Genomic DNA, 22,777 nt, shown 5'->3' with positions numbered 1-22,777 from the left:
CCGCTCCCACAGGGGGCCGTGCATACGATGGAAACTTTTTGGAGAAGGCCGTTGCGATAACGATCCGTTATCACCTGATCCGCATTAATCATTATTCAGCACGCATTTCGCCCCCTACAGTCCCAGCCCAACGACTGTCATTGCCAACGGGAAACGAAATGTCCATCGAACATCGCCTGAACCACATCACCGGCCAGCTCAGCGGCAACGGTGACGTGCTGCTGAACAGCGTCGACGCCCACACCGGCGAGCCATTGCCATACGCCTTCCATCAGGCGACCGGCGACGAAGTCGAAGCCGCCGTGCAGGCCGCCGAGGCCGCTTACCCGGCCTACCGCAGCACCAGCCCGGCACAGCGCGCCGCCTTCCTCGACGCCATCGCCAACGAACTCGACGCACTGGGCGATGACTTCGTCCAGCATGTGATGCGCGAAACCGCGCTGCCCGAAGCACGCATCCGCGGTGAGCGCGCCCGTACCAGCAACCAGCTGCGCCTGTTCGCCGATGTGGTGCGCCGTGGCGACTTCCTCGGCGCGCGCATCGACCGTGCCCTGCCCGAGCGCACCCCGCTGCCGCGCCCGGACCTGCGCCAGTATCGCATCGGCGTCGGCCCGGTGGCCGTATTCGGCGCCAGCAACTTCCCGCTGGCGTTCTCCACCGCCGGCGGTGACACCGCCTCGGCGCTGGCCGCCGGCTGTCCGGTGGTGTTCAAGGCCCACAGCGGGCACATGCTGACCGCCGCCCACGTGGCCACGGCCATTGACCGCGCGGTGGCCGGCAGCGGCATGCCAGCAGGCGTGTTCAACATGATCTACGGCGCCGGCGTGGGTGAGGCACTGGTCAAGCACCCGGCCATCCAGGCGGTCGGCTTCACCGGCTCGCTGCGTGGTGGCCGCGCCCTGTGCGACATGGCTGCTGCGCGCCCGCAGCCGATCCCGGTGTTCGCCGAAATGAGCAGCATCAACCCGGTAATCGTCCTGCCCCAGGCCCTGCAAGCCCGTGGCGAGCAAGTAGCCGGCGAGCTGGCCGCCTCGGTAGTGCTGGGTTGCGGGCAGTTCTGTACCAACCCGGGCCTGGTGGTGGGCATCAAGTCGCCACAGTTCGAACGCTTCGTGCACACGCTGGTGGCGCGCATGGCCGACCAGGGGCCGCAGACCATGCTCAACGCCGGCACCCTGCGCAGCTACCAGAACGGTGTGCAGCACCTGCTGGCGCACCCGGGCATCCAGCACCTGGCCGGGCAGCCCCAAACCGGCAACCAGGCCCAACCGCAACTGTTCAAGGCGGACGTGAGCCTGCTGCTGAACAGCGACCCGCTGCTGCAGGAAGAAGTATTCGGCCCAACCACCGTGCTGGTGGAGGTGGCCGATGCCCAGCAACTGGTCGAAGCGCTGCGCCACCTGCAAGGCCAGTTGACCGCCACCCTGATTGCCGAGCCGGACGACCTGCGCGCCTTTGCCACGCTGGTGCCGCTGCTGGAGCGCAAGGCCGGGCGCCTGCTGCTGAACGGCTACCCGACCGGCGTCGAGGTAGCCGACGCGATGGTGCATGGTGGGCCATACCCGGCCACCTCCGATGCCCGTGGCACTTCGGTCGGCACCTTGGCCATCGACCGCTTCCTGCGCCCGGTGTGCTTCCAGAACTACCCGGATGCGCTGCTGCCGGATGCGCTCAAAAACGCCAACCCGCTGGGGATTGCGCGGTTGGTGGATGGTGTCGCCAGCCGCGGGGCGGCGTGATCTGCTGTTGAGGCAACCTGCACCGGCCTCTTCGCGGGCACGCCCGCTCCCACAGGTACTACACAGAATTCATGAGCTGTGCAGTAGCTGTGGGAGCGGGTTTACCCGCGAAGAGGCCAGTACAGGATCACCAGCCCTGTATACAATCTGCAAATACCTTGCTTACAATGCCCTGCGCCTATGACATCGGTAATCGCCGATGCGTATTGCGACAGGCTTAAGCCATGTCATCTACAAATGCTCCAAAAACGCTACTGCTCAAAAACGCCGAACTGCTGGTCACCATGGACGGCGAACGCCGCGAGATCAAGAACGGCGGAATGTTCATCGAAGGCAACCTGATCCGTCAGGTCGGCCCCAGCGATACCCTGCCGCAGCACGCCGACGTGGTGCTGGACATGGCCGGCAAAGTGGTCATCCCTGGCCTGGTCAACACCCACCACCACATGTACCAGAGCCTCACCCGCGTGGTGCCGGCGGCCCAGGATGGCGAGCTGTTCAACTGGCTGACCAACCTGTACCCGATCTGGGCGCGCCTGACCCCCGAGATGATCGCGGTGTCGACCCAGACCGCCATGGCCGAACTGATCCTGTCCGGCTGCACCACCTCCAGCGACCACCTGTACATCTACCCCAACGGCTGCAAGCTCGACGACAGCATCCATGCCGCCGACGAGATCGGCATGCGCTTCCACGCCGCACGCGGCAGCATGAGCGTGGGCCGCAGCCAGGGTGGTCTGCCGCCTGATTCGGTGGTGGAGAAGGAAGCCGACATCCTCAAGGAATCCCAGCGCCTGATCGAGGACTACCACGATGCCAGCCACGGCTCGATGCGCCGCATCGTGGTGGCGCCCTGCTCGCCGTTCTCGGTCAGCCGCGACCTGATGCGCGAAGCAGCCATGCTGGCGCGCCAGTACGGGGTGTCGTTGCACACCCACCTGGCCGAGAACGTCAACGACATCGCCTACAGCCGCGAAAAATTCGGCATGACCCCTGCCGAATATGCCGAAGACCTCGGCTGGGTCGGCCACGACGTGTGGCACGCCCACTGCGTGCAGCTCGACCAGCATGGCATCGAGCTGTTCGCCCGCACCGGCACCGGTGTCGCCCACTGCCCCTGCTCGAACATGCGCCTGGCCTCGGGCATCGCCCCGGTGCGCAAGATGCGCGACCATGGAGTCCCGGTGGGCCTGGGGGTCGACGGTTCGGCATCCAACGACGGCGCCAGCATGATCGGTGAAGTGCGCCAGGCCCTGTTGCTGCAACGGGTGGGCTTCGGCCCCGACGCGATGACCGCACGCGAGGCGCTGGAAATTGCAACGCTCGGCGGCGCGAAGGTGCTCAACCGCAATGACATCGGCGCCCTGGCCCCAGGCATGGTGGCCGACTTCGTTGCCTTCGACCTCGGCCACGTGGCCTATGCCGGTGGTCACCACGACCCGCTGGCAGCATTGGTGTTCTGCACCCCGACCCAGGTACACACCAGCGTCATCAATGGCCGTGTGGTAGTGAAGGACGGCCAGCTGGCCACGGTCGACCTGCCACGGGTGCTGGAGCGTCACAACCAGCTGGCCCGCCAGTTGGTCAGCGGCGAATAAGCAGCCATTCGGGCCGCCTTGCGGCCCATCGCCGGCAAGCCGGCTCACACAGAATTCAATTCGCTACGCGACAGCGCAGCCCAAAGGGCCAGGCAATCTTGCGAAATCAGAGGACCATGACCATTTCATGCCAGGCCATACCGCCGTGGTCCGACGGCGACGGTCTCACGTACTGATACCCCAGCTTCTGGTACAACGCCACATGCTGTTCCTTGCACATCAGGTGAATGGTCAGCTTGCCCGCCGCCTTCATGCGGGCGATGAATTCATCCATCAACCGCTTGGCGTAGCCTTTGCCCTGGTGCGCCGGGTCCACCACCACCGACATGATCACCACGTTTGGCGCCGCCGGGTCATGCCCGACCAGCTCCTTGAATGCCTCGTCGGACATCACCACGTCGTGGGCACAGCCGCTGTTGATGAAACCGACGATCTCGCCCGCGCTCTCCAACACCAGGAAGCCTTGCGGATACTGCGCGATGCGGGTACGGATCTTCTCCAGCGTGGCCGCCTCATCGCCTTCATAGGCACCGATTTCGATGGCGTAGCAACGTTCGGCGTCGGCGGTTGTGGGGGTGCGGAACTGAGGGGCGCTCATGGCAGGTTTCCTTGGCAATGGCTAAAAACAGCCGCCATGGTAAATGAGCGCTGCCACCACAGGTACAGCATGCACCCAAAACCTGCGCTGTACCTGGGTAGAGCGCCCCCGAAAACACCGCTACTTCAAATCAAACCGATCCAGCTCCATTACTTTCTGCCAGGCTGCCACAAAGTCCCGCACGAACTTGTCACCGCCATCAGCGCTGCCATACACCTCGCTCAACGCCCGCAACTGGGCATGGGAACCGAACACCAGGTCAACCCGGCTACCGGTCCACTTCACCTGCCCGGTCTTGCGGTCGCGGCCTTCGAAGGTTTCGTTATCCGCCGAGGTCGGCTTCCATTCCACGCCCATGTCCAGCAGGTTGCGGAAGAAGTCGTTGCTCAGGGTACCGACCTTGTCGGTGAACACGCCCTGCTGGCTGCCGCCATGGTTGGCGCCGAGCACACGCAGGCCGCCGATCAGCACGGTCATTTCAGGCGCGGTGAGGGTCAACAACTGGGCCTTGTCCAGCAGCAGCTTCTCGGCCTTGACGCTGTAGCGGGCCTTGGTGAAGTTGCGGAAGCCATCGGCCAGCGGCTCCAGCACGGCGAACGACTCGACGTCGGTCTGCGCCTGAGAGGCATCGGTACGCCCCGGGCGGAACGCCACGCTGACGTCGTGCCCGGCGTCCTTGGCAGCCTTTTCCACTGCGGCGGCGCCGGCGAGAACGATCAGGTCGGCCAGGGAGATTTTCTTGCCACCGGCATTGAACTCGGCCTGGATCTTCTCCAGGGCCGCCAGCACCTTGCCCGTGCCCTGGTTCGCCGGCCAGTCCTTCTGCGGCGCCAGGCGCAGGCGACCACCGTTGGCCCCGCCACGCTTGTCCGAACCGCGGAAGGTCGACGCCGCCGCCCAGGCAGTGGCCACCAGCTCGCCAACGCTCAGGCCCGACGCCAGCACCTTGGCCTTGAGCGCGGCAATGTCCTGCTCGCCCACCAACGGGTGGTCGACTTTCGGGATCGGGTCTTGCCACAGCAACTCTTCGTTGGGCATTTCCGGGCCCAGGTAGCGCGCCAGCGGGCCCATGTCGCGGTGGATCAGCTTGTACCAGGCACGTGCGAACGCGTCGGCCAGCTGATCAGGGTTGTCCTTGAAGCGACGGGCGATCGGCTCATAGATCGGGTCGAAGCGCAGCGCCAGGTCGGACGTGAGCATGGATGGCGCATGGCGCTTGGCCGGGTCGTGGGCATCCGGCACGGTGCCTGCCCCTTTGCCCTCTTTCGGCCGCCACTGGTGGGCACCGGCCGGGCTCTTGGTCAGTTCCCAGTCGAAGTTGAACAGGTTATTGAGGTACTCGTTGCTCCACCGGGTGGGGGTCGAAGTCCAGGTCACTTCCAGGCCACTGGTGATGGTATCGCCACCCTTGCCGCTGCCGAACTTGTTGGCCCAACCCAGCCCCTGCAGTTCCAGGCCAGCGGCTTCCGGTTCGGGACCGACGTTGTCGGCAGGGCCGGCACCGTGGGTCTTGCCGAAGGCGTGGCCGCCAGCGATCAGCGCCACGGTTTCTTCATCGTTCATCGCCATGCGGCCGAAGGTGTCACGGATATCCTTGCCCGAAGCCACCGGGTCGGGGATACCTTCCGGGCCTTCCGGGTTCACGTAGATCAGGCCCATCTGCACGGCAGCCAGCGGGTTTTCCAGGTTGCGCTCGCCCTGCAAGGTCCGGCTTTGCTCCTCCGGACGCTTGGCCGGCTCCGCCACCAGGTCGCCCTGGCCGGGCGGCTGGGCCTTGCCGTAGCGGGTGTTACCGCCCAGCCAGACCTTTTCCGAACCCCAGTACACATCTTCGTCCGGCTCCCACACATCGGCACGCCCGCCGGAAAAGCCGAAGGTCTTGAAGCCCATGGATTCAAGTGCGACGTTGCCGGTGAGCACGATCAGGTCGGCCCAGGAGATCTTGTTGCCGTACTTCTGCTTGATCGGCCACAGCAGGCGCCGGGCCTTGTCCAGGCTGACGTTGTCCGGCCAGCTGTTGAGTGGGGCGAAGCGCTGCTGGCCAGAGCCTGCACCACCCCGGCCATCGCCGATACGGTAGGTCCCGGCGCTGTGCCAGGCCATGCGGATGAACAGCGGGCCGTAGTGGCCGAAGTCGGCGGGCCACCAGTCCTGGGAGTCGGTCATCAAGGCGGTCAGGTCTTTCTTCAGGGCCTGGAAGTCGAGGCTCTTGAACGCCTTGGCATAGTCGAAACCCGGGTCCATCGGGTCGGACTTGGAGGAATGTTGGTGAAGAATTCTCAGGTTGAGCTGGTCAGGCCACCAGTCACGGTTGGTGGTGCCGCCACCTGCGGTTTGATGGAACGGGCATTTCGATTCGTTCGACATCTGCGGGTACCTTTGGGTCGGTTATCCAGATTTCCGGTCTGTGCCAGGTGTTCTTTCAGCCGAGCGCGTGGGCTCGTGCTACCCCTCATAAGGTCTACACGGGGCTTGCGAAGCTGTCACGACGGGGTTGGCGGGGTCTTGCACGCAAGTGCTGACATGCCGCCCGTTCGCGGAATTCGCGGGGCCAGAGGAAAGACTAGCCGAGCTTGGGCAGAGTTCTAATAGAGTGGCTATTGAGGGGTGATAGCCTGGCTCTGTCAGCTTTCCTGTGGCGGCCTCTTCGCGGGTAAACCCGCTCCCACAGGTACTGTACAGCCCTCAAGACCTGTGGTGATCCTGTGGGAGCGGGTTTACCCGCGAGGAGGCCGGCACATCCATACAAGGCAATCAGGCTGCCCACATGCTTCAATACACCGCCACCCCCTCTACTCCGGAACCCGCCACCTCATGAACCGCAACGACCTGCGCCGCGTCGACATGAACCTGCTGGTACTGTTCGAAGCCCTGATGATCGAACGCAACCTGACCCGGGTCGGCGAAAAGCTGTTCATCACCCAGCCCACCGTCAGCGCCGCCCTCGCCCGCCTGCGCGAACTGTTCGACGACCCGCTGCTGATCCGCAACGGCCGGGCCATGGAGCCCACGCCACGGGCCATGCAGATCTTCGCCGAGCTGGGGCCGGCCATGGACGTGATTTCCACCGCCATCAGCCGCGCCCGTGAGTTCGACCCGGCCAACAGCTGCAACGTGTTCCGCCTGGGCCTGTCGGACGATGCCGAATTCGGCCTGTTCCCTGCCCTGTTACAGGCCCTGCGCGAAGAGGCCCCGAACATCAGCGTGGTGGTGCGCCGGGCCAACTTCCTGCTGATGCCGGGGCTGCTGGCCAGCGGCGAGATCTCGGTGGGCGTGAGCTACACCACAGACCTGCCGGCCACCGCCAAGCGCCGCAAGCTGCGCGACATCGGCGTGCGGGTGCTGCGCGCCGATGACCGCCCGGGCCCGCTGACCCTCGACGAATACTGCGCCCGCCCGCATGTGATGGTGTCGTTCTCCGGCGACATGAGCGGCAATATCGACCTTGACCTGGCGCGCATCGGCCGCTGCCGCAAGGTGGTGCTGGCAGTGCCGCAGTTCGGCAGCCTGCGCGCCCTGCTGCGCAACACCGAGATGATCGCCACGGTGCCGGACTACGCCGCCTGCGCCCTGGCCGACGACGGCAGCCTGCGCGCCGACCCGGCACCGTTCGAGATCACCGAAGCCGAACTGTCGATGGTCTGGAGCGGCGCCCAGGACAACGACCCGGCCGAGCGCTGGCTGCGCGAACGCATCCTGCAGTTCATGGCCACGCGGTGATGCATCGACCTCATCGATAGCCACCATGAATGCCATCAAGTTCCGCTGCTGCCAGCCCGGGCGGAAGATGGCGGCATTCACTGATTGATGAGGCCTCCCATGAAAACCGGCATGATCGCTGCCCTGCTCGCCTTGCTGGCCGCCCTTGGCGGTTGTGCCAGCCCGGCCGCTACCGACACGCTGCCCTATGGGCACTTCTATTCGGCCACGGCCATTTCCAGCGTCGCCCTGGCCCCCGGCCAACGGGTGGCGGTGCTGCTGGGGCGTGACGCCACAGCGACCCTCGAATACCTCGACAGCCATCGCCCCCAGGCCGCCGCCAAGGCCCAGGGCAAGCGCGTCCCGGTGGCGACCGTGAGCAGCGAGAGCCAGGCGTATGACTGGCTGGCGCGGTCACTGGCACAGCAGTTCGCCGACGTGACTTTCTATGACGACCTCGACACGCTGCTGGGCGACCACCCGGATGTGATCGTGCTGCTGGACACCGAAAGCCGTTTGGCCAGTGCCGATATCGAAAGCCGGGTGGTGGCGCGTTTTTTCGATGACCAGCTGACCTATATCGGCCGGGCTGAAGGGCGGGCTAGCAAGCGCCTGGGCGATGTGGCACGGGTGGTCGAGGATGAGCGTGCGGTACAGGCGGATGCGCTGCGGGACTTTGACGATTCGTTGCAGGCTTTATTGAAGAGGCGCGTTTGAAGGCCCTTTCGCGGGTAAGCCCGCTCCCCCAGGCACATCGCAACCCTCGGCCAGGGCGCTGGACCTGTGGGAGCGGGTTTACCCGCGAAGAGGCCATTACAGGTTGTCACTTGCCCCGCTGCATCCACGCCGCCCCCAGCCCACTCAGGCAGATCACCGAGATGCCCACCAGGCTCAGGGTATCCGGCACCTGGCTGTAGACAACCAACCCAAGCAACCCGGCAAACACGATCTGGCAATAGCTGAACGGTGCCAGCAACGCCGGTGCCGCATGGCGGAAGGCCTGGGTCAGCAGCAGGTGCGCAGTCATGCCAAAGCCACCCAGCGCCAGCATCAGCAGCGCATGGTCCCAACGCGGCACCTCCCAGAAGAACGGCACCAGCGCACTCATCGCCAGGGTGTTGCACAACCCCGCATAGAAGTTGCTGGTGGTCGGGCTGTCATGCGCAGCCAGGATCCGCGTCAGCAACTGATAGAAGCAGAAGCCCAGCGCCGAACCGAACGGATACAGGATGGCTGGGGTAAACATCGCCCCGCCCGGGTGCACCACCACCAGCACGCCGATGAAGCCCATCACCACCGCCACCCACTGCCCCACCGTCACCCGCTCCTTCAGCAGCGGCGCCGACAGCGCGGTGACCAGCACCGGGGCGAGGAAGTTGACCGCCGTGGCCTCGGCCAGCGGCAGGTACTGCAGACCGGTGGTGAACAGCAGGCTGGTACTCAGCAGGCTCAGGGCACGTAACGTCTGCAACAACGGCCGGCGGGTGCGCAGCACGTTGAGCCCGGCCTTGGGCAGGAAAATGCTGGCCATCAGCAACGTGTGCACCACATACCGCGCCCACACCACCATGATGATCGGGTACAGGCCGCCGAGGAACTTGGACAGGGCATCGTGACTGGCGAACAGGAACGTCGCCACCACCACCAGGGCGATGCCGCGCAGGGGTTGGTTGACTCCGGACAGCGGTGTGCTGGAACTCATGGCACTCTCGATGACGGCGCGGCTGGATGCGGCGCCCAGGGAAGGCCGCGCAGGCGTTGCCTGGCGGATGCATCAGATCGGATTCTAGAAGAGATACCGAAGCATAAGGAAGTTCAATTGCCGCTTGTCCAGGTCGGCTGCAGTTTCTGTTCGCTGATCGACCACTTTCCGCTCCACGCGCATGGCCCGTGCCGTGCTGATCGCCGACCATCGAGTGCGAACCCTGCACACCCTACAAGGAATTTACATGCAAAGGCTCACCACCCGTAACGGCCTGAACCTGCCCGCGATCGGCCTGGGCACCTGGCCAATGACTGGCAGCGAGTGCACCCAGGCCGTGCGCCAGGCGCTTGAAGTGGGTTACCGGCACATCGACACCGCCACTGCCTATGACAACGAAGCCGCCGTCGGCCAGGCCCTGCGCGACAGCGACGTGCCACGCGAGCAGATTCACCTGACCACCAAGGTGTGGTGGGATCGCCTGGCGCCCAAGGCCATGCGCCAGTCGCTGGAGGACAGCCTGCGCGCGCTGGGGACCGAGCAGGTCGACCTGTTCTACATCCACTGGCCCGGCCAGGACTGGGACCTGGCCCGCAGCATCGAAACCCTGGTAGCGCTGCGTGACGAGGGCAAGGCGCGCAGCATCGGCGTGGCCAACTTCCCGCTGGGGTTGCTGCGCCAGGTGGTGGAAACCCTGGGCGCGCCATTGTCGGCGATCCAGGTGGAATACCACGTGCTACTCGGCCAGCAACCGCTACTGGACTATGCCCGCCGCCACGACCTGCTGCTTACCGCCTACACCCCGCTGGCCCGTGGGCAGGCGGCGGCGCAGCCGGTGATCCAGGCGATTGCCCGCAAGCATGGCGTACTGCCCAGCCAGGTGGCGCTGAAGTGGTTGCTGGACCAGGACGGCGTGGCGGTGATCCCCAAGGCCGGCAGCCGCGAGAACCAGCTGGCCAACCTGGCGGCGTTGAACGTGCAACTGGATGACGATGACCGCATGGCGATTGCCGGGTTGCCGAAGGACCAGCGGGTGGTGAGCCCGGCGTTTGCGCCAGACTGGAACAGCTGAGCGCTGCTCAATATCTGAAAGCTGGCACGATCTCTGTGGGAGCGGCCCGCGCAAACCGTTATGCCGGCGTCATGACCTGCTTCAACCGCTCGTTCGCCGGTGCCGGCCGCCCGTCACCAGGAAATTGAGCAAGGCCGGTTCGTCATCCAGGGCTATCGCCTGCGCCGGGCGCGATAGCCCGGCCAATACGGCCTTGCAGAAGGCCACGGCAGGCGCGTCCTGTGCGTAACAGCGCAACAGCCAGTCGCCCTCGCCGCCCAGCAGCTGCAACGCCACCGCCCGGCCGATGCCCTGGCGGCGGTACTTTTTCAGGATGAACAGATCGGCCAGTTCGAACGCGTCGATACCCGGCAGCTCGCTGCGTTCAACCAGCACGAAGCCGGCGATGAAGCCATCTGCCAACACCAGGTACGCGCCCCAGCCATCGGCCTGCCAGTAACGTTGCAGGTGTTCGTCATGGATATAGAAGCGGCCGTCCACTTCCACGTCTTCCTGTTCCCAGTCGGAGGACTCGTAGGCGTAGAACTGGTAGAGGTTGCGAATCAGCGGAGCCTGGTCGGCGGTGGTCGCCAGCAGTTCGATGGGCAGCATGGTGGTGGGCTCGGGCAAAAGGCGGATTCTAGATTACCAGCCCCTGGCAGCAAAAAGCCCGGGCCCTCCCCGCACGGAAAGGCCCGGGCAAAAACCCGTCATCGATTGGTAAGGGATCAGCTGTTTTGCAACGCACGCGGGCGGTGGCTGCGCGCCTCGGCGTCCGGCGCCTTGGCCGCCTGCAGGTGAAAGTCGAACGCCAGCTCGGCAAAGCGCTCGCCCTGTACGCCACGATCACGCGCCGCCGCAGCATCCTCGACAAAGCGCAGCTCGCCGATCAGCCCGTCACGGGTGGCATAGGCAAAGTCATCCCACAGGTACTGGTCACCGGCAAAGTTGATCTGCGTGGTCAAATGGCGGTGCCCCGGCGCCGAGATGAAGAAGTGCACGTGCGCCGGGCGCTGGCCGTGGCGGCCGAGCAGGTCCAGGCACTCCTGGGTTGGCCCCTGCGGGTCGCAGCCGTACCCCGACGGCACGATGGAACGCGCGCGGTAGCGCCCTTCGGCATCGGTGATGATGCGCCGGCGCAGGTTGTACTCGGACTGGGTCGAGTCGAAGTATGAATAGGTGCCCTGGGTGTTGGCGTGCCACAGGTCGACAGTGGCGCCGGCCAACGGCTTGCCGTCGGCATCGAACACCTGGCCCTGGAGGAACATCACCACGCCCGGGTCGCTGCCGTCGTCCATGCGCACTTCGCCTTGCGCCAGCGGCGCCCCCGCCACATACAGCGGGCCTTCGATGGTGCGCGGGGTACCGCCGCTCAGCCCGGCCTCGGCGTCCTTGGCGTCCTGCAGCAGGTCGAGGAAGTGCTCGATGCCCAGGCCCGCAGCCAGCAGGCCGGCTTCGTTACGGGCACCCAGGCGGTTGAGGTAGTCGACGGCATGCCAGAACTCATCCTCGGTGATTTCCAGGTCTTCGATCAACCGCGCAGTGTCCTGCAGCACACGCAGGACGATCTGCTTGAAGCGTGGGTTGCCTTCGGCATGGCCCAGGCCGGCCACTTCCTTGAAGAACGCCTGAACATCGGCAGTGTGGGAAATTTTCACGGTCATCGTGCTTACCTCATCTTGTTCTTGTCAGGTAGACAGGTGCGACTCAGCGGTCGTCGCTGTGGATCGACGAGGGGTGCCGGCACAGGCCGTTGACCTCGATGTCCATGTACGGGAACAGTGGCAACTGCATCAGGGTGTCGTGCAGCGCCTCGACGCTGGGTACATCGAACACGCTGTAGTTGGCGTAGTGCCCGGCAATGCGCCACAGGTGGCGCCAGATGCCTTCGCGCTGCAGGCGCTGGGCCAGTTCCTTTTCGTCGGCCTTGAGCTTGGCGGCCTTGGCCGGGTCCATGTCGACCGGCAGTTTCACGGTCATCTTCACGTGGAACAGCATGCTGGTATCTCCTTTCTCTTATTTGGCGCGAACACTGTGGGAGCGGGCGAGCCCGCGAACACGGGCGAAGCCCGTGCCATCCACCGCGTCGCCTGCTTCGCGGCCAAAGCCGCTCCCACAGGGGTTGTGTGTGTTTTCAGCCCTCGCGATTCAGCGACGGGCGAAGCGCGCCAGGCGCTGTTCGTCCAGGGTCAGACCCAGGCCCGGGGTGCGTGGAACATGCAACTGGAAATCGTGGTACTGCGGTGGCTCGTTGACGATTTCTTCGGTCAGCAGCAGCGGCCCGAACAGCTCGGTGCCCCAGGTAAGCTGACGCAGCGTAAGAAAGGCATGAGCCGAGGCCAGGGTGCCGATCGAGCCTTCGAGCATGGTCCCGCCATACAGGGCGATGCCGGCAGCCTCGGCAATTTGCGCGGTGCGCAATACGGCGCGGGGGCCGCCGTTCTTGGCTATTTTCAGGGCGAAGATGCTGGCCGCGCCGTCGGCGGCCAGGCTGAAGGCGTCTTCGACACTTTCGATCGATTCATCGGCCATGATCGGCGCCGGGCTGCGCTGGTTCAGGCGCACCTGGCCGCTGCGGTTGATGCGCGAAATCGGTTGCTCGATCAGATCGATACCGTTGTCGCCGAGCACCTGGCAGGCATGGATGGCCTGCGACTCGTCCCAGTACTGGTTGACGTCTACCCGCACGCTGGCGCTGTCGCCCAGCTCGCGCTTGATCGCGACCACGTGCTTGAGGTCCTGATGCAACGGGTTGGCGCCGATCTTCAGCTTGAACACCCGATGCCGGCGAATCTCCAACATGTGCACGGCTTCGGCAATGTCGCGGGCGGTGTCGCCGCTGGCCAGGGTCCAGGCCACTTCCAGGCTGTCGCGCACGCGGCCACCCAGCAGTTCGCTGACCGGCAGGCCCAGGCGCTTGCCCTGGGCGTCGAGCAAGGCACTCTCGATACCCGACTTGGCAAAGGTGTTGCCCTTGGCCAGCTTGTCCAGCTTGAGCATGGCGGCATTGATGTTGTCTGCCGGCTGGCCGATCAGCGCCGGCGCCAGGTGCGCATCGATGTTGGCCTTGATGCCCTCGGGGCTTTCGTAGCCATAGGCCAGGCCGCCGATGGTGGTGGCTTCGCCGATGCCTTCCACACCATCGCTGCAGCGAACACGCAATACCACCAGGGTCTGCTGCTGCATGGTGTGCATCGCCAGCTTGTGCGGGCGAATCGTCGGCAGGTCGACGATAATTGCCTCAATACGTTCAATCAGCGCGCTTGTCATTGTTGCCAGGTCCCGTTATATCGGGCTGCCAACCGCAGGCCCGAGTGGTGCATTTACTTGCTTGTTCAAGCATTGCGCGAGACCCTGATAGCCGTCCAATATCGAATGAATCTCCCACCATACCCTGGAGGTCTGATGGAGCTGCGCCACCTGCGGTACTTCAAGGTCCTGGCCGAAACCCTGAACTTCACACGCGCCGCCGAGCTGCTGCACATTGCCCAGCCACCGCTGAGCCGACAGATCAGCCAACTCGAAGACCAGCTCGGCACGTTACTGGTGGTGCGCGAGCGCCCGCTGCGGCTGACCGAGGCGGGTCGCTTTTTCTATGAACAGAGCTGCACCGTGCTGCAGCAGCTGGAGAACATCAGCGACAACACCCGCCGCATCGGCCAGGGCCAGCGCCAGTGGCTGGGGATCGGCTTCGCTCCCTCGACCCTGTACACGGTGCTGCCGGAGCTGATCCGCGAGCTGCGCCAGGACAGCGAACTGGAACTGGGCCTGAACGAGATGACCACGCTGCAGCAGGTGGAGGCGCTGAAAAGCGGGCGCATCGACATCGCCTTCGGGCGCATTCGCATCGATGACCCGGCCATACATCAGCAAGTGCTGCGCGAGGACCCGCTGGTGGCCGTGCTGCCCAAGGGCCACCCGCTGGCGAGCAGCCCGCTTACGCTTGCCCAGCTGGCTGGCGAGGCGTTCATCCTCTACCCGGCCAACCCAAGGCCCAGCTATGCCGACCATGTGCTGGCGTTGTTCGCCCACCACGGCATGAGCATCCGCGTCAGCCAGTGGGCCAACGAACTGCAGACCGCCATTGGCCTGGTGGCCGTTGGTGTGGGCGTGACCCTGGTGCCGGCGTCGGTGCAGCAGCAACACCGCACCGATATCGAATATGTCAGCCTGCTCGACAGTGGCGCCGTCAGCCCGATCATCCTCAGCCGGCGCAAGGGCGACGTGAGCCCGATCGTGCAGCGTTGCCTGGCATTGATTGCGCAGCAGGCCGAATGAGCACGCGCTCCTGGAATCAACGGTCTGGCTAAACACCTGACCCTGTGGGAGCGGGTTCACCCGCGAACACGGGCGAAGCCCGTGCCATGCACCGAGTTGCATTCTTCGCGGGTAAACCCGCTCCCACAGGGCCCGCGTCTGTCTGTAGGCGCATTTTTGTGTCACACCCCGGCCATCATCAACCAACAGGAATACCCAGCATGATTCACGGTAAGACACTGCAAGCATGGTGCAGCACCCACCCCCTGATCGATGACCTGGTGACCTTGCGCGAAACCCGCTGGTTCAACCCGAGCATCGCCCCTGCCGCCCAGGCCCTGGCCGATGTCGGCCTGAGCGCCGCCGACGTCAGTGCCGCCAGTGCCCGGCTGACACGCTTTGCCCCGTACCTGGCCGGCGTGTTCCCGGATACCGCCGCCGCCGGCGGCATCATCGAGTCGCCATTGCGCCCGCTGCCCACCCTGCACGCCACCTTGCTGCAGGCGGCGGGCCTGCCGGCCAGCGGTTCGCTCTGGCTCAAGGCCGACAGCGAGCTGCCGATCTCCGGTTCGATCAAGGCCCGCGGCGGTATTCATGAAGTTCTCAAGCATGCCGAGGACCTGGCCCTGGCGGCCGGCCTGATCAGCCTCGACAGCGATTACCGGGTACTGGCCAGCGACCAGGCGCGGCAATTCTTCAGCCAGTACAAGGTTGCGGTCGGCTCGACCGGCAACCTCGGCCTGTCGATCGGCATCATGAGCGCCAGGCTGGGCTTCCAGGCCACCGTGCACATGTCGGCCGACGCCCGCCAGTGGAAGAAGGACAAGCTGCGCGCCCATGGCGTGAGCGTGGTCGAGTACGAAAGCGACTACAGCGTAGCAGTGGAGCAAGGGCGACAGCAGGCGGCGGCGGACCCGAGCTGCTACTTCGTCGACGACGAGAACTCGCCACACCTGTTCCTCGGCTATGCCGTGGCGGCCGAGCGGCTGGCGGGCCAGTTCGAGGCCGCGGGTATCAGGGTGGATGCCGAGCACCCGTTGTTCGTCTACCTGCCCTGCGGGGTCGGCGGTGGCCCGGGTGGCGTAGCGTTCGGCCTGAAGCTGATCTGGGGCGACCATGTGCACTGCATCTTCGCCGAGCCCACCCACTCGCCCTGCATGTTCCTGGGGGTGTATAGCGGTTTGCATGACGCCACCAGCGTGCAGGATTTTGGCATCGACAACCTGACCGCCGCCGACGGACTGGCAGTGGGCCGCCCTTCCGGCTTTGTCGGCAAGGCGATGCAGCGTTTGCTCGATGGCTATTACACGGTCAGCGACGAGACGCTGTATCGGCTATTGGTGCTGGCCCATGACCAGGAGAATGCACGCCTGGAACCCTCGGCGCTGGCGGGGATGCCGGGCATGGTCAAGGTGCTTGAATCGCCTGAGTACCTGGCGCGCATGGGCCTGTCGGCCGGGCGCATGGACCAGGCTACGCATCTGGTGTGGGGGACCGGTGGCAGCATGGTGCCGGACGCGGAGTTTGCGGCCTATCTGGCTAAAGGCAGGGGCTGAGAATTCGTCTCTGCGTTTGATGTTTGTGGGAGCGGCCTTGCGTCGCGAAAGGGCTGCAAAGCAGCCCCAGGATGTCAGCGGTGTCGCGTAAATTGCCGGGGCCGCTTTGCGGCCCTTTCACGAAGCAAGGCCGCTCCCACAAAAAAATCAAAGCCAGACCGGGCAGGATTCGAGTTCGATCTACCCCGGCAAGCTATAACGCTCGGCAAAGTACTGCCGGAAAAAGTCCACCGCCACCCGCACCTTGGCCGAGCTGGCCAGCGGCGAGGTGTACACCGCCCAGATATCCGCAGGCTGGTGATAGTCCTCCAGTACCTGCACCAGGCGCCCGTCCAGCAGGCTGTCGTGCACATCCCACCAGGAACGCAGCAATATCCCGCGCCCGTCCAGGCACCACTGGTGCGCCACTTCGCCATGGTTGCTCGACAAGCTACCGGTCACCCGCACACCCTCCTCACCTTCCGGGCCCATCAGTTGCCACACGCCGAACGGGTGGTCGCGCTCCTTGATCACCAGGCAGTCGTGACTGGCCAGATCGCCCAGTACCTTGGGCGTGCCGCGCCGGGCCAGGTACGCCGGTGCGGCGCACAGTACCCGGCGGTTGCGCGCCAGCGGCTTGGCAATCAGGTTGGGGGCGATGGCGTTGCCCACGCGGATGTCCAGGTCGACGCCTTCGGCAATCAGGTCCACCAGGCGGTCATGCACGTCCAGGCGAATGTCCAGCCGTGGGTAGCGCTCGGCCAGCTCCGACAAGGCCGGCGCCACGAAGCGCCGGCCCAGGCCCAGGCTGCTGGCGATGCGCAGTTGCCCGGCTGGCTCGCGGTGCCGGGCACTGATGTCATCCCCCATGCGCTGCACCGCATCGAAAATCTGCAACGCCCACTGGTACACCCGCTCGCCCTCCTCGCTCACCGTCACGCGCCGGGTGGTGCGGTGCAACAGCCGCACCTGCAGGGTTTGCTCAAGCATGCGAATGCGCTTGCTGATGTACGCCGCGGACATGCCCAACTCGTCGGCCACGGCCGCGAAGCTGGCGCGCTTGGCCACTTGCAGAAAGATGTTGAGGTCGTCGAGGTTGGGCAGATTATTCACGTAGCGTGTTCCAAGAATCCATGAAAGGCTAGATTATCTCCGGATCAAGCCCTTATAGCATGGCCAGCACCTGTTCCCTAGACAACGAGTGCACCCCATGAGCAAGACTTTCAGAATCGCGGCAATCCCCGGCGATGGCATCGGCAACGAAGTGCTGCCTGAAGGCATTCGCGTGGTCGAGGCCGCTGCGCGCAAGCACGGCCTGGACATCAGTTTCGAGTTCTTCGAGTGGGCCAGCTGCGATTACTACCTGGCCCACGGCAAGATGATGCCGGACGACTGGTTCGAACAGCTGAAGGGTTTCGACGCCCTGTACTTCGGCGCGGTGGGCTGGCCAGACAAGGTACCGGACCACATCTCCCTGTGGGGCTCACTGCTCAAGTTCCGCCGCGACTTCGACCAGTACGTGAACATCCGCCCGGTGCGCCTGTTCCCCGGCGTACCCTGCCCATTGGCTGGCCGTGAGCCGGGTGACATCGACTTCGTAGTCATTCGCGAGAACACCGAAGGCGAGTACTCGTCGTTGGGCGGGCGCATGTTCGAAGGCACCGAGAACGAGTTCGTGCTGCAGGAGTCGGTGTTCACCCGCCGCGGCGTCGACCGCATCCTCAAGTATGCCTTCGATGTGGCCCAGACCCGCCAGCGCAAGCATGTCACCTCGGCCACCAAGTCCAACGGCATGGCCGTGAGCATGCCTTACTGGGACGAGCGCACTGCGGCGATGGCTGCCAATTATCCGGAAATCAGCTGGGACAAGCAGCACATCGATATCCTCTGCGCGCGCTTCGTGCTGCAACCGGACCGCTTTGACGTGGTGGTGGCCTCGAACCTGTTCGGCGACATCCTCTCCGACCTCGGCCCGGCCTGCGCCGGCACCATCGGCATCGCGCCATCGGCCAACCTCAACCCCGAGCGCAAGTTCCCGTCGTTGTTCGAACCGGTGCACGGTTCGGCGCCGGACATCTATGGCAAGAACATCGCCAACCCGATCGCGATGATCTGGTCCGGTGCGCTGATGCTCGACTTCCTCGGCAACGACGGCGACGACCCACGCTATCGCGCCGCCCACGACGACATCCTCAAGGCCATCGAGCAGGTCATCGCCGCCGGTGACGTGACGCGCGACATGGGCGGCCAGAAGTCCACCCAGCAAGTGGGCCAGGCCATCACCGCGCTGGTCGAGGCCTGATCTACCAGGGCCGATTGTCAGAAGTGTCTGACAATCGGCCCTTCGCCTCTTGCGAGCGACGTGGATTGTATGCAAAATTCGTTAACCATTAGATATTTGTTAACCAATAGTTAACATCCAAGCAAGGAATGGTACTGCAACACCCCGGATGCCTGCCGGGTATGACAAGTACGCCAACGTCCCAGGAGACGATGATGTCGCACAAGAATAAAAAGATAGATGTGTTCCTGATTACCGTGAGCCTGATTGCCGTGCTGCTCACCGTGATCGGCCTTGCAGCCTTCCCCGCCCAGGCTGAACGCGCCGCCAACCAGTTGTTCGAGCTGTCCACCCGCACCTTCGGTACCAGCGTGCAGGTGCTGGTGTTCTCCAGTACCCTGGCCGTGCTGTACCTGGCCTTCAGCAAGTACGGCAACATCCGCCTGGGCAGTGGCAAGCCTGAATACGCCACCGCCACTTGGGTATTCATGTTCATCTGCGCCGGCATGGGTTCGTCCACCCTCTACTGGGGCGTGATGGAATGGGCCTACTACTACCAGACCCCAGGCCTGAACATCGCCGCGGCCAGCCCCAAAGCGCTCGAGTACAGCGTTGGCTACTCGTTCTTCCACTGGGGCATCAGCGCCTGGTCGATCTATGCCCTGGCCTCGCTGGCCATGGCCTACCACTTCCATGTGCGCAAGAAGAGCGGCCTGAACCTGGCCTCGATCGTCGAAGCGGTGACTGGCTTCAAGGCCACCGGGCCGGTAGGACGTAGCGTCGACCTGATCTTCCTGCTGACCATGATGGGCGCGCTGACCGTGTCGCTGGCCCTCACCGCCTCCACCCTCACCCGCGGCCTGCACGACCTGGCCGGTACCCCGGACACCTTCACCGTGCAACTGCTGGTGATCGGTGGTGTGGCAGTGATGTTCTCGCTCAGCTCCTACATCGGCATTGATGGCGGCCTGCAGCGCCTGAGCAAGATGGTGTGCATCGGCGCGCTGGTGTTTGCCGCAGTGATCCTGCTGGTCGGCCCGACCCAGTTCACCATCAACAACACCGCCAACTCGATTGGCCTGATGATCCAGAACTACGTGCACATGAGCCTGTTCACCGACCCGGCCGGCGACGGTGCCTTCACTCGTAACTGGACAGTGTTCTACTGGCTGTGGTGGGTGTCGTACGCACCAGGCGTGGCCATGTTCGTGACCCGCGTTTCGCGCGGCCGGCAGATCAAGGAAGTGGTGCTGGCCCTGCTGCTGGGCGGCAGCTTCGGTTGCTGGTTCTTCTTCGGCGCGCTGGAAAGCTACAGCATGCACCAGTTCATCACCGGTGCGGTGGATGTGCCGAAGATGCTCGCCGAACAAGGCGGTGAATCGGCTGTGACCCACCTGCTGCTGGCGTTGCCATGGGGCCAGGTGTTCCTGGGTGTGTACCTGTTCATCATGGCCATCTTCTGTGCCTCGCACATGGATGCCGCGGCCTACGCGGTGGCCGCCACCAGTACCCGCAACCTGCGTGAAGGCGACGATCCGACACCGACCCACCGTCTGTTCTGGTGCGTAGTGCTGACCCTGGTGCCGCTGGCCATGCTGTTTGCCAAGGCTTCGCTGTCGACCATGAAAACCGCCGTGGTGCTGACCGCCATCCCGTTCATGGTGATCCTGCTGGTGAAAATCTACGGCTTCTTCAAGTGGATGATCGCCGACTACGGCCAGGTATCGGCCCACCTGATCGACGAAGAAGCGGCCCGCATGGCTGGCGAAGAGCCCGCCGAGCAGGCCCCGCGCAGCACCGCTGCAGTGCACTGATCAACGCTGCAGGAGCGAGCTTGCTCGCGATGGGGCTGCAAGGCAGCCCCAGGATAGCTACAAATTTTTTTGCCCGACCTGTTAACCAACAGATACGCGTTAACCAACAAATACAAACCGAGCTTGTGAGAAACCTGTCATGAACGACTTCAAACGCCTGCCCGCCGATTTCTGCGCGAACGCCGACGAGGCCTTCACCATCCCCGCCAATTTCTACACCCAGGCCGCGGTATTCGAGCACGAGAAGGAAGCCATCTTCGCTCGCAGCTGGATCTGCGTGGGCCATCGTAGTGAAGTGGCAGAGAACAACGCCTACATCACCCGCGAAGTGATTGGCGAAAGCATCATCGTCGTGCGTGGCCGTGACAGCGTGCTGCGCGCGTTCTACAACGTCTGCCCGCACCGCGGCCATCAGTTGCTCAGCGGCAGCGGCAAGGCCAAGAACGTCATTACCTGCCCGTACCACGCCTGGACCTTCAAGCTCGACGGCGAACTGGCCCACGCCCGCAACTGCGATAACGTGGTCAACTTCGACAAGGAAAACTCCACCCTGGTGCAGCTGCGCGTAGAGGAATACGCCGGCTTCATCTTCATCAACATGGACATGGACGCAGGCTCGGTCGAAGACCAACTGCCAGGCTTGCAGGCACGCATGCGTGAAGCCTGTGCGGTAATCGACGACCTGCACCTGGCCGCGCGCTTCGTCAGCGACACCCCGGCCAACTGGAAGTCGATCGTCGACAACTACCTGGAGTGCTACCACTGCGCACCAGCCCACCCAGGCTTCTCCGACTCGGTGGACGTTGGCCAGTACAGCCACAGCCTGCATGGCAACTGGACCCTGCAATACGGCCTGGCCAAGCCTTCGGAGCAGTCGTTCAAGTTCGATGAGAATGTGAAGGACCCGTCGTTCGCCGGCTTCTGGGCCTGGCCGTGCACCATGTTCAACGTGCCGCCAGGAGCCAACTTCATGACCGTGATCTACGAGTTCCCGGTCGATGCCGAAACCACCCTGCAGCACTACGACATCTACTTCCTGAACAAGGACATCAGCGAGGAACAGCAGAAGCTGATCGACTGGTACCGCGAAGTGTTCCGCCCGGAAGATCTGCGCCTGGTCGAAAGCGTGCAGAAGGGCCTGAAGTCCCGTGGCTACCGTGGCCAGGGCCGGATCATGGCCGACCGCGAGCGCAGCGGCATGAGCGAACACGGCATTGCCCATTTCCACAACCTGATCGCCGTGGCCCACCTCGACGATTGATGGCAACCGCTCCACGTTTTTTTGCACGTAAAGGTGCGCGGCAGGGCCTGCCGCGCACCCAGGCAGTCGAGGTGAACCATGGCCAACACATATGAAATGTTCAGCGTGCACGTTACCGCAGTGGAACAAGCCACGCCGCTGATCAAGCGCTTTACACTGGCCCGCGAAGACGGCGCGGCGATGCCCGCCTTCACCGGTGGAAGCCACGTCATCGTGCAGATGCAAGGCACCGACGGCAGCCAGTTCAGCAACGCCTACTCGTTGATGAGCGACCCGCGCGACACCCGCAGCTACCAGATTGGCGTGCGCCTGGAAGAGCAGTCCAAGGGCGGCTCGGCATTCATGCACCACCAGGTGGAAGTGGGCACCCGCCTGACCATCTCCTCGCCCAACAACCTGTTCGCCCTGGACCCGACCGCCGGCCGCCATGTGCTGATAGCCGGCGGCATCGGCATTACTCCGTTTCTGGCGCAACTGCATGAACTGGAAGGTGGCAGCGCAGACTACGAACTGCACTATGCCTTCCGCGCGCCGGAGCACGGGGCGTTCCAGGACCAACTGGCCAACGGCCCGCACGCCGCCAACACCCGTTTCTACATCGACAGCCTCGACCGCAAGCTTGACCTGGCCGCCCTGTGCGCGGGGCTGGACGAGCACGCACACCTGTACGTGTGCGGGCCAAAACCGCTGATCGACGCGGTCATTGCCTGCGCGGCCCAGGCCGGCATTGCCGAGCACCGCGTACACTGGGAACAGTTTGCAGCCACTCCGGTTACCGGCAGTGCCTTTACCGTGGTGCTGGCACAGTCGGGTGTGGAGTTGCAGGTGGAAGAAGGCATGACCATTCTGCAGGCCATCGAGAAATCCAAGGCGGCCAAGGTCGAGTGCCTGTGCCGCGAAGGCGTGTGCGGCACCTGCGAGACGGCCATCCTCGAAGGTGAAGCCGAACATTATGACCAGTACCTGAGCGACGAAGAAAAGGCTGCCCAGCAGAGCATCATGCTGTGCGTTTCGCGTGCTCGTAGCGCCCGTTTGGTGCTGGACTTGTAACAACCGTACGACTGATGCTGCCTGCTCTGGCCTCATCGCCGGCAAGCCAGTTCCCACAGGTACTGCACATGGCTTGAAGGCGATGCGGCCGATGTGGGAGCAACTGTCTTGCTCAATTTCTAAAAGCTGGCGCGCCCCCTGTGGGAGCGGGCTTGCCCGCGAACACGGGCGAAGCCCGTGCCATCCACCGCG

At 64.3% G+C, this 22,777-nt stretch carries 19 protein-coding genes; 11 read left to right on the top strand and 8 right to left on the bottom strand.

Annotated elements, in window-relative coordinates:
• Nucleotides 1-158 precede the first annotated feature (158 nt).
• Entirely contained in the window at nt 159-1,739 is a 1,581-nt protein-coding gene (locus M2S36_RS23280) for an aldehyde dehydrogenase (NADP(+)) (RefSeq protein WP_333957923.1), read from the top strand.
• A gap of 224 nt (nt 1,740-1,963) precedes the next feature.
• Entirely contained in the window at nt 1,964-3,337 is a 1,374-nt protein-coding gene (locus tag M2S36_RS23275; protein ID WP_207830539.1) for an 8-oxoguanine deaminase, read from the top strand.
• Nucleotides 3,338-3,443: 106 nt separating this feature from the next.
• On the opposite strand, the gene M2S36_RS23270 is transcribed toward M2S36_RS23275, so the two are convergent.
• Both M2S36_RS23270 and katG read right to left on the bottom strand, forming a co-directional pair.
• Nucleotides 3,444-3,935 (bottom strand): GNAT family N-acetyltransferase, encoded by a 492-nt coding sequence (locus tag M2S36_RS23270; protein WP_207830542.1) that lies wholly within the window; start codon nt 3,933-3,935, stop codon nt 3,444-3,446.
• Nucleotides 3,936-4,055: 120 nt separating this feature from the next.
• Nucleotides 4,056-6,302: a catalase/peroxidase HPI gene (gene katG, locus M2S36_RS23265; protein WP_333957921.1), complete on the bottom strand. Its 2,247-nt coding sequence runs from the start codon at nt 6,300-6,302 to the stop codon at nt 4,056-4,058.
• Nucleotides 6,303-6,749: 447 nt separating this feature from the next.
• Between katG and M2S36_RS23260 the strand changes: the two genes are divergently transcribed.
• Together M2S36_RS23260 and M2S36_RS23255 are read left to right on the top strand one after the other, a co-directional pair.
• Complete coding sequence (locus M2S36_RS23260; RefSeq protein WP_207830548.1) at nt 6,750-7,655, top strand: LysR family transcriptional regulator; 906 nt, start codon at nt 6,750-6,752, stop codon at nt 7,653-7,655.
• A 99-nt stretch (nt 7,656-7,754) separates the two neighbouring features.
• Nucleotides 7,755-8,351, top strand: a complete 597-nt coding sequence (locus M2S36_RS23255; protein WP_333957919.1) for an ATPase — start codon at nt 7,755-7,757, stop codon at nt 8,349-8,351.
• A 106-nt stretch (nt 8,352-8,457) separates the two neighbouring features.
• Here the strand turns inward: M2S36_RS23255 and M2S36_RS23250 are convergent, their stop codons facing one another.
• Nucleotides 8,458-9,336, bottom strand: coding sequence for a DMT family transporter (locus M2S36_RS23250; protein WP_333957918.1), 879 nt, complete (start codon nt 9,334-9,336; stop codon nt 8,458-8,460).
• Nucleotides 9,337-9,583: 247 nt separating this feature from the next.
• Between M2S36_RS23250 and M2S36_RS23245 the strand changes: the two genes are divergently transcribed.
• Complete coding sequence (locus M2S36_RS23245) at nt 9,584-10,408, top strand: aldo/keto reductase (RefSeq protein ID WP_087501316.1); 825 nt, start codon at nt 9,584-9,586, stop codon at nt 10,406-10,408.
• An 81-nt stretch (nt 10,409-10,489) separates the two neighbouring features.
• Here the strand turns inward: M2S36_RS23245 and M2S36_RS23240 are convergent, their stop codons facing one another.
• The 4 genes from M2S36_RS23240 to M2S36_RS23225 form a co-directional block, all read right to left on the bottom strand.
• Complete coding sequence (locus M2S36_RS23240) at nt 10,490-10,999, bottom strand: GNAT family N-acetyltransferase (protein WP_233687695.1); 510 nt, start codon at nt 10,997-10,999, stop codon at nt 10,490-10,492.
• Between the two features lie 116 nt (nt 11,000-11,115).
• Entirely contained in the window at nt 11,116-12,051 is a 936-nt protein-coding gene (gene catA, locus M2S36_RS23235) for a catechol 1,2-dioxygenase (protein ID WP_087501315.1), read from the bottom strand.
• Between the two features lie 43 nt (nt 12,052-12,094).
• Nucleotides 12,095-12,385, bottom strand: a complete 291-nt coding sequence (gene catC, locus M2S36_RS23230; RefSeq protein WP_207830558.1) for a muconolactone Delta-isomerase — start codon at nt 12,383-12,385, stop codon at nt 12,095-12,097.
• Between the two features lie 150 nt (nt 12,386-12,535).
• Nucleotides 12,536-13,657 carry a muconate cycloisomerase family protein gene (locus M2S36_RS23225; protein ID WP_207830561.1) on the bottom strand — a complete coding sequence of 374 codons (1,122 nt, stop codon included), beginning with the start codon at nt 13,655-13,657 and terminating at the stop codon, nt 12,536-12,538.
• 135 nt (nt 13,658-13,792) lie between these two features.
• On the opposite strand from M2S36_RS23225, the gene catR reads away from it, so the two are divergent.
• Together catR and M2S36_RS23215 are read left to right on the top strand one after the other, a co-directional pair.
• On the top strand, nt 13,793-14,665 hold the full coding sequence (catR, locus tag M2S36_RS23220; RefSeq protein ID WP_207830564.1) for an HTH-type transcriptional regulator CatR: 873 nt from the start codon (nt 13,793-13,795) through the stop codon (nt 14,663-14,665).
• Between the two features lie 200 nt (nt 14,666-14,865).
• The gene (locus tag M2S36_RS23215; RefSeq protein WP_333957915.1) at nt 14,866-16,200 is read left to right on the top strand and encodes a D-serine ammonia-lyase; all 1,335 of its coding nucleotides are present in this window, start codon (nt 14,866-14,868) and stop codon (nt 16,198-16,200) included.
• 180 nt (nt 16,201-16,380) lie between these two features.
• Here the strand turns inward: M2S36_RS23215 and M2S36_RS23210 are convergent, their stop codons facing one another.
• The gene (locus M2S36_RS23210; protein WP_333957914.1) at nt 16,381-17,292 is read right to left on the bottom strand and encodes a LysR substrate-binding domain-containing protein; all 912 of its coding nucleotides are present in this window, start codon (nt 17,290-17,292) and stop codon (nt 16,381-16,383) included.
• Nucleotides 17,293-17,389: 97 nt separating this feature from the next.
• Here M2S36_RS23210 and M2S36_RS23205 point away from each other — a divergent pair, with 97 nt between their 5' ends.
• The 4 genes from M2S36_RS23205 (at nt 17,390) to M2S36_RS23190 (ending at nt 22,585) form a co-directional block, all read left to right on the top strand.
• Entirely contained in the window at nt 17,390-18,481 is a 1,092-nt protein-coding gene (locus tag M2S36_RS23205) for a tartrate dehydrogenase (RefSeq protein ID WP_284380968.1), read from the top strand.
• Between the two features lie 194 nt (nt 18,482-18,675).
• The gene (locus tag M2S36_RS23200) at nt 18,676-20,274 is read left to right on the top strand and encodes a BCCT family transporter (RefSeq protein ID WP_333957913.1); all 1,599 of its coding nucleotides are present in this window, start codon (nt 18,676-18,678) and stop codon (nt 20,272-20,274) included.
• Nucleotides 20,275-20,413: 139 nt separating this feature from the next.
• Entirely contained in the window at nt 20,414-21,535 is a 1,122-nt protein-coding gene (locus M2S36_RS23195) for an aromatic ring-hydroxylating oxygenase subunit alpha (protein WP_085706269.1), read from the top strand.
• 78 nt (nt 21,536-21,613) lie between these two features.
• Nucleotides 21,614-22,585, top strand: a complete 972-nt coding sequence (locus tag M2S36_RS23190; protein ID WP_284380975.1) for a PDR/VanB family oxidoreductase — start codon at nt 21,614-21,616, stop codon at nt 22,583-22,585.
• Nucleotides 22,586-22,777 lie beyond the last annotated feature (192 nt).

The organism is Pseudomonas sp. SF2, assembly GCF_036858055.1.
GTDB lineage: Bacteria > Pseudomonadota > Gammaproteobacteria > Pseudomonadales > Pseudomonadaceae > Aquipseudomonas.
The sequence above is the reverse complement of the archived record's forward strand: the minus strand, read 5'-3'. Positions and strand labels throughout refer to the sequence as shown.

Coding starts and splice junctions, on each gene's coding strand:
- M2S36_RS23250 (WP_333957918.1), bottom strand. CDS start 9,336: ATGAGTTCCAGCACACCGCTGTCCGGAGTCAACCAACCCCTGCGCGGC.
- M2S36_RS23195 (WP_085706269.1), top strand. CDS start 20,414: ATGAACGACTTCAAACGCCTGCCCGCCGATTTCTGCGCGAACGCCGAC.
- M2S36_RS23225 (WP_207830561.1), bottom strand. CDS start 13,657: ATGACAAGCGCGCTGATTGAACGTATTGAGGCAATTATCGTCGACCTG.
- catC (WP_207830558.1), bottom strand. CDS start 12,385: ATGCTGTTCCACGTGAAGATGACCGTGAAACTGCCGGTCGACATGGAC.
- M2S36_RS23200 (WP_333957913.1), top strand. CDS start 18,676: ATGTCGCACAAGAATAAAAAGATAGATGTGTTCCTGATTACCGTGAGC.
- M2S36_RS23280 (WP_333957923.1), top strand. CDS start 159: ATGTCCATCGAACATCGCCTGAACCACATCACCGGCCAGCTCAGCGGC.
- M2S36_RS23245 (WP_087501316.1), top strand. CDS start 9,584: ATGCAAAGGCTCACCACCCGTAACGGCCTGAACCTGCCCGCGATCGGC.
- M2S36_RS23260 (WP_207830548.1), top strand. CDS start 6,750: ATGAACCGCAACGACCTGCGCCGCGTCGACATGAACCTGCTGGTACTG.
- catA (WP_087501315.1), bottom strand. CDS start 12,051: ATGACCGTGAAAATTTCCCACACTGCCGATGTTCAGGCGTTCTTCAAG.
- M2S36_RS23190 (WP_284380975.1), top strand. CDS start 21,614: ATGGCCAACACATATGAAATGTTCAGCGTGCACGTTACCGCAGTGGAA.
- katG (WP_333957921.1), bottom strand. CDS start 6,302: ATGTCGAACGAATCGAAATGCCCGTTCCATCAAACCGCAGGTGGCGGC.
- M2S36_RS23240 (WP_233687695.1), bottom strand. CDS start 10,999: ATGCTGCCCATCGAACTGCTGGCGACCACCGCCGACCAGGCTCCGCTG.
- M2S36_RS23205 (WP_284380968.1), top strand. CDS start 17,390: ATGAGCAAGACTTTCAGAATCGCGGCAATCCCCGGCGATGGCATCGGC.
- catR (WP_207830564.1), top strand. CDS start 13,793: ATGGAGCTGCGCCACCTGCGGTACTTCAAGGTCCTGGCCGAAACCCTG.
- M2S36_RS23270 (WP_207830542.1), bottom strand. CDS start 3,935: ATGAGCGCCCCTCAGTTCCGCACCCCCACAACCGCCGACGCCGAACGT.
- M2S36_RS23215 (WP_333957915.1), top strand. CDS start 14,866: ATGATTCACGGTAAGACACTGCAAGCATGGTGCAGCACCCACCCCCTG.
- M2S36_RS23255 (WP_333957919.1), top strand. CDS start 7,755: ATGAAAACCGGCATGATCGCTGCCCTGCTCGCCTTGCTGGCCGCCCTT.
- M2S36_RS23275 (WP_207830539.1), top strand. CDS start 1,964: ATGTCATCTACAAATGCTCCAAAAACGCTACTGCTCAAAAACGCCGAA.